The following is a 12,097-nucleotide window of genomic DNA, read 5'->3' on the forward strand; positions in this document are numbered from 1 at the left end:
TAGGCTGAAAGAATCTATACTTCAACAGTCCAGCCAAGTTTATCTTCTACTTCGCCAATTTGAAGTCCATAAAGTTCGTCATAAAGTCTTTGAGAAAGTTCCCCAATCTTCCCTTTATTGATAACAACCTTTTCACCTTTCCATGACAACTCACCTACAGGTGATATTACAGCTGCCGTGCCTGTTGCAAACATCTCTACCATCTTTCCGGATTTTCCAGCTTCAAAGACGTCTTCAATAGTCATTCTTCTTTCACAAACTTTCATTCCCCATTGTTTTAGAAGATTTATTACAGAATCCCTAGTTATTCCTGGTAAAATAGTGCCTGTAAGGGGCGCCGTTATTACTTCATCTCCGATTTTAAAGAACGCATTGGAAGTACCAATTTCCTCAACATATTTTCTTTCTACACCATCAAGCCATAAAACTTGCTCATATCCGTTCTCATGAGCCTTTTCCTGTGATCTAAGTCCAGCAGCGTAATTGCCCCCTATTTTAGCAAATCCTGTTCCTCCTGGAGTAGCTCTTACAAATTCATTTTCAACATAAATTTTTGTTGGTGCCAGACCTCCAGCATAATAAGGACCTACAGGGCTTAATATGACCATAAATAAATAGTGATCTGCAGGCCTTACTCCAAGAAACGGTTCATCTGCAATAATAAATGGCCTGATGTATAACGATGTTCCCTTCTTATTAGGAATCCAATCTTTATCTACCTCCACTACCGCTTTTACAGCTTCAACAAATAATTCTTCATCTACATGTGGAATACACATTCTTTCATTAGTATTTGTAGTTCTCTTTGCATTCATATCTGGTCTGAATAAAAGTACTCTTCCCTCTTTTGACTTATATGCCTTTAACCCCTCAAACATTTCCTGTGCATAATGAAAAACTGCTGCTGCAGGATCAATCTGTAGGGGCGCATATGGCTGCACTCTGCCATTATGCCAGCCTTTTTCAGGACTATACTCCATAATAAACATATGGTCTGTAAAAACTTGCCCAAAACGTAATGTATCTGGATCTGGTTTTTGTTTTGGATTTGTTGTTTTAGTGATTGAAAAATTGTATTTCATGACTATCCTTCCTCTCTTGCCTCTATATATTTCAAATTTGTTAATTTGTTTTATTACCATATTATAATAATACCTATTTTTTAATTAGTCAACGGTTTTTGTTATTTTTAACAATATATTTTATACTTTTTTGTTTAGTTATACAAACCAAATTGTTTGATTGTAAAAAATATATAGCCACTTCTTAGTGGCTATATAGCATTTTAATTTTTTTCATTTACTTGTTTGCCCTATAGTAAATAATCATTAACGCCGCTGCTATGAACGCCATGGCACTGCCAAAGTAAAATGGTGCTTGATTTCCCAAATAATCATATAGCGTTCCCGCAATAAGGCTGGCTGGCAGTAATGTTAATCCAACTAGGCAATTGTATAGGCCCAAACCCGTACCCCTTTTGTCTTTAGGTATTAAGTCAGATACTAAAGCTTTTTGAATACCATCGGTGGTGGCACTATATAAACCATAAAGTGCAAATAGTCCAACAAGTACTATAATAGAATTTGTTTTTCCAAAACCAAAATAAATAATTGCATATAATATATAACCAAATATAATAATTTTTTCTCTTCCTATCCTATCTGAAAGCATCCCTGCAGGCACTGCAAATAATACTGAAACTGAGTTAAAAATCAGATATATGATAGGAATGAATGCTGCAGTGACACCTACATCAGCAGCTTTAACAAGAAGTAATGCATCCGTTGAATTTCCCAAAGTAAAAATAAATATAATCACTAACAACACATAATATTTAAGGGTAAAATCTCTAAATGTAATTTTACCTAAAGGTTTAACATTCTGCTGTTTTATTTCTTCCACAAAAGCAATAATACAAGTGAGACCTATTATACCTGGAATTGCTGCTGCCAGAAAAATTTTTCTATAATCCCCAGGGAAAACTAACAAAATGCCAGATGCCACAAGGGGCCCTAATACGGCACCGAAGTTGTCCATTGCTTTGTGAAATCCAAAGTTCTTTCCCTTTTCATGTTCTTCGGCTGAAGCAGCGATTAAGCTGTCTCTCGGTGCTGTTCTGATTCCTTTTCCTACTCTTTCAGTAAATCTTATAAAAAAAACCTGTATAGGTGACCCCGCAAAAGCAAATAAAGGCGAAAGCATAGCTGTAAAGCCATACCCTATAATCATGAATGGTTTATTCCTCCGAATTTTATCACTCCACCATCCTGATAATGCTTTTATTATAGAAGCCGTACTTTCAGCTATACCTTCGATTAGGGACAGTTCCATTTTACTTGCCCCAAGGCTAAGCAAAAACATTGGCATTACTGCATATATCATCTTCGTTGTAGTGTCCATAAAAAAACTAGTAAGCCCAACAAAAAAAATATTTTTATCAAGTCCAAGAATTTTATTTGTTCTTATATTTTGTATCTTCATTTTTATTTTGCTCCGAAAATTCTTTTATTTCTTCACACTTGTTATTTTTATCCATAGTAGATTTAATTGCATGCTGCGGACATTCTTTTACACACTTACCACAACGGATACAATCAAAACTATTTGGTTTTTCGTACACTTTTATTTCAATGGGGCAAGCTATCTGGCAGGTTTTGCACTTTGTGCATTTTTTCTGATTTACCTTAAACCTATAAAAGGATATGGGATTAAAGCATCCATAGACTGCTCCTAAAGGACATAAATACTTACAAAATGGTCTATAAGAAATTACTGACAACACAATTATTAAAATTAATATGAAGCTCTTCCATGTAAACAACCATCCCAAGGCTTCACCCAGACTTGGATTTAGTAATGTCAAGGTCCAGCCTCCCATTAATGTCCCTGAAGGGCAAATAACTTTGCAGAACCAAGGATTTCCCTGCCCGATTATATCTACCACAACTAATGGCAGAATTATCACAAATACTGTTAAAATTATGTATTTTAAATATCTAAGATATTTATGCCCTGGAAGATTCTTTATTTTTTTATAAAAAGGTATTTTATAAAGTAAATCCTGAAATAATCCAAATGGACAAAGCCATCCACATATAAATCTTCCAACCGCAGCTCCAAAGGCAAACAAAAACCCCACCGAATAAAAAGAAAACCTATAATTCGAACTTCCTAAAACGGCTTGCAATGCGCCTATGGGGCAAGACCCTAAGGCCCCCGGGCATGAATAGCAGTTCAGTCCAGGAACACATGCCTCTTTCAAATTTCCTTGATATATTCTCCCATTTTTAAATCCTGTAACATATCCATTTGTTAGGGCAGTGAATGAAATCTGCACTACAGTTCTTATATGCTCTTTTAATTTTACTATTAAATCAACCAATTCCAATACACTCCAAACATATTCTAATAGCTTTCTGTAATACTACAGCACTTTCCCCATTTACTACTCCAATAATAATAAACAATATACCTATAGCAAAAAAAATGCCTCCAATAAGATTTTTTTTCATTTTGGTTTAGTCCTTCCTTTTATTTGATTATAACTGCATTTGTTACAATTATAAATAACAATATAAATAAATATAAATAGTATTTAATCAAATAAAAGAGTGGTCTTAATAGAAAATTTATTTAGACCACTCCTTTATTTCTGTAACTATTTAATTAATGTTATTTCGGACCATCTGTACAAAATATTTATGTATTGAATTATCTTTTGTTAGTTCAGGATGAAAAGACATGGCCAGCTGATTCTTATAACGTACTGCTACTATTTTGTTATCCACTTTTGCAAGTACATCAACGTCAGGTATAGCCTCTGCAATGTATGGCGCCCTGATAAAAGTCATGGGCACTGTTCCTATTCCCTTCATTTCCGCTACAGTTTGAAAGCTCCCCAGCTGTCTTCCATAAGCATTTCTCTTAACGGTTACTGGTAATGTTTGAAAGTGCTTTGTCTTATCATTTTCAAGTTTATCCGCCAGCAGTATTAATCCTGCACATGTTGCTAAAACAGGTGTACCATGTGTAATTTTATTCTTTAAAGGCTCAAATAAATTTAATTCCATTAATAACTTTCCCATTACGGTACTTTCACCGCCTGGTAAAACCAATCCGTCAAAATCTTGTAGTAAATCACTACTCTGACGAATTTCAAAGCAGTCAACATCTAAATCACGAAGAACTATTTCATGTTCAATAAAAGCACCCTGAACGGCCAATACAGCTATTCTCAATTTATTTGCCCCTCTCTGCCATCAATAGCTCTATTTCCTGCTCATTAATGCCGACCATTGCTTCACCTAAGTCTTCTGATAAATGTGCTATTAATTTTGCATCTGTATAATTTGTAACTGCCTTAACAATTGCCGCTGCTCGTTTTGCAGGATTTCCCGACTTAAATATACCAGATCCTACAAAAACACCTTCTGCTCCCAGCTGCATCATTAGTGCTGCATCGGCAGGAGTTGCCACGCCACCCGCTGCGAAGTTAACTACAGGGAGTTTACCATTTTCATATACATATTTAACTAAATCAAAGGGCACTTGTAATTCCTTGGCTATATTAAATAGTTCATCTTCTCTGGTATTTTGAATCCTAGCAATTTCTCGATTCATCATACGCATGTGCCTTACCGCCTGAACTACATCTCCAGTCCCTGGTTCTCCTTTTGTTCTAATCATAGATGCCCCCTCATTAATTCTTCTAAGGGCCTCTCCTAAATCCTTTGCACCACATACAAATGGAACTTCAAATTTTGTTTTATCAATATGAAATGTGTCATCAGCTGGTGAAAGAACTTCACTTTCATCTATATAATCTATTTGTATAGCTTCAAGAATCTGAGCCTCTACGAAATGGCCTATTCTGCACTTTGCCATAACAGGTATAGTTACAGCCTCTTGGATACTCTTAATCATTTTAGGATCACTCATTCTGGAAACCCCGCCAGCAGCTCTAATATCCGCTGGTATTCTTTCAAGTGCCATGACTGCACAAGCACCAGCTTCCTGTGCAATTTTTGCCTGTTCAGGGGTTGTGACATCCATAATGACTCCGCCTTTTAACATTTGTGCTAATTGCTTATTTAATTCATATCTATTGTTCTCATCCATCGTTTTTTCTCCATTCAATTTTTAATTAAATGGGTTTGCGCGCATCACCCTAATAATTTCTTTACATTTATTATTATACGCTTAATTGATATTTTTAAAATACGCAATTTTAACTATTTTAATATATACAGTTAAAATATTAAATATTGTTTTTTAGGTTTTTATAGCTACTGTTATTTATAATTTTTCATTTTAATATATACAGTTATTAAAACTTGTTTTTATATATTTCTAGATATACAATCCCCCATTAATATTCATAACCACACCTGTTGAAAATTTATCCTCTGCTAAAAAAAGAACTGCCTTTGCTATGTCTTCAGGATCACCCATCTTTCCCATAGGAGTTTCTGCCATTAAAAGCTTTTTGTCTTCTTTGGTTAGCTCTTTATTCATATCCGTATCAATAGCACCTGGTGCTATACAGTTAATTTGTATTCCAGAAGGAGCCATTTCTTTTGCCAAAGCTTTTGTAAAGCCTATAATTCCTGCTTTGGCTGCTGAATAATGTACCTCACAAGCTCCTCCCGTAACGCCCCATATAGAAGAAATGTTAATAATTTTACCACTTTTATTACTGAGCATATAATTTATTACACAATGGGTACATAAATACACAGATTTTAAATTTGTTGACAGCATTTCGTCCCAATCCTCTTCTGTCATATCTATAAACTGTTTAAATTGTGAAACTCCTGCATTATTTATAAGAATGTCCACCCCACCGATCTCTGACATCATTGCTTCTACATCACTTTTCTTAGAAACATCTGCCTGTATAGGAACAATCGTATGTCCCTGATTTTTTACATCATTTGCAAGAAGATTCAGCTCTTCATAATTTTTATTGTAATTTGCATATACCATATAATTATTTTGTACAAACATCTTGGCTATGGCAAATCCAATGCCTCTGGAAGCTCCAGTAACTAAGACTTTTGCCTTGTAAGGGCCTTTTTCCATAATCTTTTCACTTCTTTCATTTTACTATTAAAGATAGAATTCATTATCCTTTAAAAAAATACCGCTTCTTCCGAAGCGGTATAAAAAAATCGACTTGATTTATTATATGTTAGATTAATCCACCAATGTGTACAAACAAAGGAGCAAATACTACTGATACGATTGTCATAAGCTTAATTAAGATATTGATTGATGGACCAGATGTATCTTTGAATGGGTCACCTACTGTATCACCAACAACTGCAGCTTTATGAGGTTCTGAACCCTTACCACCAAAGTTTCCTTCTTCAATATACTTCTTTGCGTTATCCCAAGCACCACCAGCGTTAGCCATCATAATAGCTAATAATACACCAGCAGAAAGTGCACCAGCAAGCATCCCACCTAGCGCTTCAGTACCAAGAATAATACCTACTGCTAAAGGCGCAATAATTGCAAGTAAACCTGGAGCGACCATTTCCTTAAGAGCCGCTTTTGTTGAGATATCTACGCATCTAGCATAGTCAGGCTTTGATGTTCCTTCCATGATTCCCTTATCAGCTCTGAACTGTCTTCTTACTTCTTCAATCATCTGATTAGCAGCCTTACCAACTGAATTCATAGTCATAGCTGAGAATAAGAATGGCAGCATAGCCCCAATGAACAATCCAATAATTACGATTGGGTCAAGTAAACTAATATTAGTTAGACCAGCAACTGTTGCATAGGCAGCAAATAGTGCAAGTGCAGTCAGTGCAGCAGAAGCAATTGCAAATCCTTTACCAATAGCAGCTGTTGTATTACCTACAGCATCAAGCTTGTCCGTAATTCCTCTAACGTCATGTGGAAGATCACTCATTTCTGCAATACCACCAGCATTGTCAGATACAGGACCATAAGCGTCAACTGCAACAGTCATAGCTGTAGTTGAAAGCATACCTACTGCAGAAAGTGCAATTCCGTACAAACCAGCGAACTGATATGCAAAATAAATACCAATTGCGATAAATATAATCGGCCATACTGTTGATAACATACCAACGCCAAGACCAGATATAATTGTAGTAGCAGCACCAGTCTGTGACTGTTCTGCAATGTTTTTTACATGCTTATAATCAGCAGAAGTGTAAATTTCAGTAATCTTACCAATTGCAATACCAACGATAAGACCTGCTATGATTGCAATAGCATAGTTGTAGCTATCTAACATTGTCTTTGATAATACAAAAGAAGCAATAATTACAATTATACCTGAAATATATGTTCCCATATTAAGAGCAGCAGCTGGGTTTCCACCCTCTTTGCCTCTAACTCCCATAATACCAATAAGTGATGCAATAATACCTATAGCAGATAGAGCAAGTGGGAATAAAGCCGCAGCGGTTTCATTGAAAGCTCCAGCTGAATTTGCCGCAGCTACTGCTGCAAGAGTAATTGCTGAAATAATTGAACCAACATATGATTCAAAAAGGTCAGAACCCATACCAGCAACGTCACCTACGTTGTCACCTACATTGTCTGCAATAACCGCAGGATTTCTCGGGTCATCTTCAGGAATGCCTGCTTCAACCTTACCAACAAGGTCAGCACCAACGTCTGCAGCCTTCGTATAAATACCGCCGCCTACACGTCCAAATAGTGCCATTGATGAAGCTCCTAGTCCAAAACCTGTGATACACTGTACTACAGTTGCAAGGTCTAATACAACAAATACTACACTTAATCCCAAAAGGCCAAGTCCTGTTACACAAAGGCCCATAACAGCACCAGATCTGAAAGCAACCTTAAGGGCCTTGCTCATACCAGATTCCATCGCTGCATTTGCAGTTCTTACGTTACCCTTTGTAGCAACCGTCATTCCACAGTAACCTGCAAGAACTGATAGTAATGCACCTATAACATAAAGTATTGCTGTTGTCCAGTTTTGTAAACCAACACCAATTAGTACAAATAGTACTCCAATAACGATTATCATTGTCTTGTATTCTCTTCTAAGGAATGCCATCGCGCCTTCTCTGATGTATCCGGCGATCTCCTTCATTCTTTCATTGCCTTCATCAACTTTACTAATCCATGATGAAAGGCCATAAGCGAATACTAGAGCAATGATTGCTGCAACAATTGCTGCAATTGCAAAAATACTCATAATAATTCCTCCTTGTTACTTTTAACGACAGTTAAGAGGCGTCCTTGACACCTCTTAAATTAAAAGTAATATTTAATTTTAATAATGAACAAATATAATAATGATTATACCTAATCAATTATTCAATAGTAACTAATGCTAACGAAACAACAATAAAACAAACTGCTGCTACTGTAGCAATTCTGCTTAGAATAGCTTCATATCCCTTACTCTTTTTCTTGCCAAATAGCTGTTCTGCACCGCCGCCGATTGAACCGGACAATCCTGCACTATTTCCTGATTGCAATAAAATACTTGCAATAAGAATAATACTAGCAATTGCAAGCACTACCATAAGAAATGTTTTCATATCTGCACCTCCTATACATGATTAACTTCTAGAGTCTACCATATGTCCAAAAAAAAATCAAGGCTTTTTCCCTAATCTAATAGAAAAAAGCCCTTTGATTTACATTTTTTGCATACTTCTATCCGTATTATTTTATGTTGTAGAATGCGGACATACCTGCATACTGACCGGATATATCTAGTAATTCTTCAATTCTTAGTAACTGGTTGTATTTTGCAATTCTGTCCGTTCTTGAAAGTGAACCAGTCTTAATTTGACCAGCATTTAGTCCAACCACAATGTCTGCAATTGTAACGTCTTCTGTTTCTCCACTTCTATGGGAAACAACAGCAGTATACCCAGCTCTCTTAGCCATTTCAATAGCATCAAAAGTTTCTGTAAGGGTTCCTATTTGATTAACCTTAATTAATATTGAATTGGCAATACCCTTTTTAATCCCTTCTGCTAGTCTCTCTGTATTAGTAACAAATAGATCATCACCAACTAACTGAATTTTGTTTCCAAGTCTTTCAGTAAGAAGCTTCCATCCATCCCAATCATCTTCAGCAAGACCATCTTCAATAGAAATAACTGGATATTTTGAAACAAGCATTTCGTAATAAGCAACCATTTCTTCAGCAGTTCTTGTTATGCCTTCACCTGTTAAGTTATATGCCTTTGTCTTTTCATCATAAAATTCACTTGCTGCAACATCAAGAGCTATCTTAATGTCCTCACCTGTTTTGTATCCAGCTTTTTCAATTGCTTCAATAATAACCTGAATAGCTTCTTCATTGGTTGTAAGATTAGGCGCAAACCCGCCTTCATCACCGACAGCAGTATTCATTCCTTTTTCCTTAAGAACAGATTTAAGATTATGGAATACTTCAGCACCCATTCTTAGCGCTTCTCTGAAAGAACAAGCACCTACAGGCATAATCATAAATTCCTGAATATCAACAGTATTGTCCGCATGAGATCCACCATTTAAAATATTCATCATTGGCGTAGGAAGAGTCTTTCCGTTCACACCTCCAAGATATTGGAACAAAGGAAGCCCTAAACTGTTTGCAGCAGCATCAGCAGCAGCCATTGATACAGCCAAAATTGCGTTAGCTCCAAGCTTACCCTTATTTGGAGTTCCATCAAGCTCAATTAAAAGTTTATCTAATCCAACCTGGTCAAGTACATTATAGCCTATAATTTCCTCTGCAATAATGTCATTAACGTTTTCAACTGCCTTTAAAGTTCCTTTTCCTAGATATCTTTCCTTGTCGCCGTCTCTAAGTTCAACAGCTTCATGTACACCTGTTGAAGCTCCAGAAGGAACAATTGCTCTCCCCATGCTTCCATCTTCAAGATAGATTTCAACTTCTACAGTTGGATTTCCTCTGGAATCCAGCACTTCGCGTGCTATTACATCTTCAATAAATGGCATCTATTTTACCTCCTATATTTTAAAAATTTACTATCTGAATAAAATCTTCTGGCACTAGGCTGGCACCGCCTACTAATGCGCCATCGATTTCCTCCATATTCATTATCTCCGTAGCGTTTTCCGGTTTCACACTACCACCGTATAAAATAATCACTTTATCTGCTACATCATCATTATATAATTCTTCTATAACGTCTCTAATAAAGCCACACATTTGGTTTGCCTGTTCAGGCGATGCAGTTCTTCCTGTGCCGATTGCCCAGACAGGTTCATATGCTATAACCAATGATTCTGCCTGCGTCGTTGTAATATCTTTCAGCCCACCCATAAGCTGAGTCTTGACTACTTCAAAAGCTTTATCTACGTCCCGTTGTTCGAGTGTCTCACCAACGCACATAATAGGTGTAATGCCTACAGCAAAAGCCTTATGCAATTTCTTATTTACAATACCATCGGTTTCAACAAAATACTGTCTTCTTTCAGAATGTCCTATTATACAATAGTAAATGCCGATTTCTTTAAGCATAACAGCTGATATCTCACCAGTAAAAGCTCCCTCATCTGCAAAATGCATATTTTGAGCTCCAATTTTAACGTCAGTATCCTTAAAGGAATCCTTTAAAGCTTCTAACTGAGTAAACGGTGCACATATAGCTACCTGGATATCCGAGCTTTCATATATATTTTTGAAACTTTCTGCAAAGACTTTCGCCTCTGCAGTAGTTTTAAACATTTTCCAATTTCCCGCTATCAGTGGTTTTCTAATCATGGAATCCTCCTTACTTGTCTTTTTTCCGTACTGCTGCGTCACTTTCACTCGCTCCATCATTCCCTTGCATTACGAAAAAAATCCTACGTAACCTAATTTCTATTTATCCTGAAGGCATGCAATACCTGGAAGTACTTTTCCTTCAAGGAATTCAAGAGATGCGCCGCCCCCTGTTGAAATATGAGTCATTTGATCTGCCATACCAAACTGTTCTACTGCTGCAGCTGAATCTCCACCACCAATAACAGTTACACCGTTACACTCAGCGACAGCCTTTGCGATAGCCACGGTACCTTCTGCAAAATTAGGCATTTCAAATACACCAACAGGTCCATTCCAAACCACAGTTTTAGCATCCTTAATAGCTTCAGAAAAAAGAGCCTGTGTTTTAGGTCCGATATCAAGTCCCATCATATCAACTGGAATCTTATTCATATCACAATAACCTGCAATAGAATCGTTAGCAAACTCTTTGGCAACTTTTATATCTACAGGTAAAAGTAGTTTAACCCCGCTAGCCTCTGCTTTTTTCAAAAGATTTGCTGCAAGTTCAATATTATCTGCATCAAGAATTGAAGTCCCAATTTCATATCCCTGAGCCTTAAAGAAGGTATATGCCATACCTCCTCCTATAATAAGTGTATCCACCTTTTTTAACAGATTTTCAATAACTAAAATCTTATCTCCAACCTTAGCACCACCCATGATGGCAACAAAAGGTCTTTTAGGATTTTCTACAGCATTACCTAGAAACTGAACTTCCTTTTCAATTAAAAAACCTGAAACTGACGGAAGATAGTCTGCTACTCCAGCTGTTGAAGAATGCGCTCTATGGGCAGTGCCAAATGCATCATTAACAAAAATATCTGCTAGCCCAGCTAATTCTTTAGAGAATTCAACACCATTCTTAGTTTCTTCTTTTCTAAACCGAACATTTTCAAGAAGCATAACTTCACCAGCTTTTAATTGACCAGCCGCCTTCTTTACCTCTTCATTTACAACCTCTGGTGCACTTGCAAATATAATTTCTTTGCCTAAAAGCTGGCTGATTCTATCAGCAACAGGTTTCAAAGTATATTTCATATTTGCCTCGCCCTCAGGCCTCCCTAAATGAGACATAAGAATGACCTTCGCGTCATTTTCAATTAAATACTTAATTGTAGGCATAGCAGAAGTAATTCTAATATCATCTGTGATAGTACCATCTTTTAAAGGTACATTAAAATCACATCTCACAATTACCTTCTTGCCTGAAACGTCAATATCCCTTACGGTCTTTTTCATGTTCTAATCTCCCCATAGTATAATGACCTATCCCAATTTGTGAAGCAAATTGTTGGAAGGTCAGATGCTAAA

12 protein-coding genes are annotated in these 12,097 nt (G+C 36.6%); all 12 read right to left on the reverse strand.

What is annotated here, in order from left to right; translation table 11 throughout:
- Positions 1–14 precede the first annotated feature (14 nt).
- The 12 genes from RTW14_RS14825 to RTW14_RS14880 all read right to left on the reverse strand — a co-directional run bounded on the left by RTW14_RS14825 (position 15) and on the right by RTW14_RS14880 (position 12,025).
- On the reverse strand, positions 15–1,082 hold the full coding sequence (locus tag RTW14_RS14825) for a branched-chain amino acid aminotransferase (protein ID WP_312652802.1): 1,068 nt from the start codon (positions 1,080–1,082) through the stop codon (positions 15–17).
- Positions 1,083–1,299: 217 nt separating this feature from the next.
- Positions 1,300–2,481, reverse strand: a complete 1,182-nt coding sequence (locus RTW14_RS14830; protein ID WP_312652804.1) for an MFS transporter — start codon at positions 2,479–2,481, stop codon at positions 1,300–1,302.
- Positions 2,453–3,382 (reverse strand): 4Fe-4S binding protein, encoded by a 930-nt coding sequence (locus RTW14_RS14835; protein ID WP_312652806.1) that lies wholly within the window; start codon positions 3,380–3,382, stop codon positions 2,453–2,455. The genes RTW14_RS14830 and RTW14_RS14835 overlap by 29 nt, the downstream gene beginning before the upstream one ends.
- The gene (locus tag RTW14_RS14840; RefSeq protein WP_312652808.1) at positions 3,375–3,512 is read right to left on the reverse strand and encodes a CD1871A family CXXC motif-containing protein; all 138 of its coding nucleotides are present in this window, start codon (positions 3,510–3,512) and stop codon (positions 3,375–3,377) included. Before RTW14_RS14840 ends, RTW14_RS14835 begins: the two co-directional genes overlap by 8 nt.
- A gap of 150 nt (positions 3,513–3,662) precedes the next feature.
- Positions 3,663–4,238 (reverse strand): pyridoxal 5'-phosphate synthase glutaminase subunit PdxT, encoded by a 576-nt coding sequence (gene pdxT, locus RTW14_RS14845; RefSeq protein ID WP_312652810.1) that lies wholly within the window; start codon positions 4,236–4,238, stop codon positions 3,663–3,665.
- Position 4,239: 1 nt separating this feature from the next.
- Entirely contained in the window at positions 4,240–5,118 is an 879-nt protein-coding gene (gene pdxS, locus RTW14_RS14850) for a pyridoxal 5'-phosphate synthase lyase subunit PdxS (protein ID WP_312652812.1), read from the reverse strand.
- A gap of 231 nt (positions 5,119–5,349) precedes the next feature.
- Complete coding sequence (gene ymfI / locus RTW14_RS14855) at positions 5,350–6,081, reverse strand: elongation factor P 5-aminopentanone reductase (protein ID WP_312652814.1); 732 nt, start codon at positions 6,079–6,081, stop codon at positions 5,350–5,352.
- 109 nt (positions 6,082–6,190) lie between these two features.
- On the reverse strand, positions 6,191–8,206 hold the full coding sequence (locus RTW14_RS14860; RefSeq protein ID WP_312652816.1) for a sodium-translocating pyrophosphatase: 2,016 nt from the start codon (positions 8,204–8,206) through the stop codon (positions 6,191–6,193).
- 118 nt (positions 8,207–8,324) lie between these two features.
- On the reverse strand, positions 8,325–8,555 hold the full coding sequence (gene secG / locus RTW14_RS14865) for a preprotein translocase subunit SecG (RefSeq protein WP_312652818.1): 231 nt from the start codon (positions 8,553–8,555) through the stop codon (positions 8,325–8,327).
- 127 nt (positions 8,556–8,682) lie between these two features.
- Positions 8,683–9,972 carry a phosphopyruvate hydratase gene (gene eno, locus RTW14_RS14870; RefSeq protein WP_312652820.1) on the reverse strand — a complete coding sequence of 430 codons (1,290 nt, stop codon included), beginning with the start codon at positions 9,970–9,972 and terminating at the stop codon, positions 8,683–8,685.
- 19 nt (positions 9,973–9,991) lie between these two features.
- On the reverse strand, positions 9,992–10,738 hold the full coding sequence (gene tpiA / locus RTW14_RS14875) for a triose-phosphate isomerase (protein WP_312653098.1): 747 nt from the start codon (positions 10,736–10,738) through the stop codon (positions 9,992–9,994).
- A gap of 102 nt (positions 10,739–10,840) precedes the next feature.
- Positions 10,841–12,025, reverse strand: coding sequence for a phosphoglycerate kinase (locus tag RTW14_RS14880; protein WP_312652822.1), 1,185 nt, complete (start codon positions 12,023–12,025; stop codon positions 10,841–10,843).
- Positions 12,026–12,097 lie beyond the last annotated feature (72 nt).

It is taken from the genome of Aminipila sp. (genome assembly GCF_032051575.1).
Lineage (GTDB): Bacteria > Bacillota > Clostridia > Peptostreptococcales > Anaerovoracaceae > Aminipila.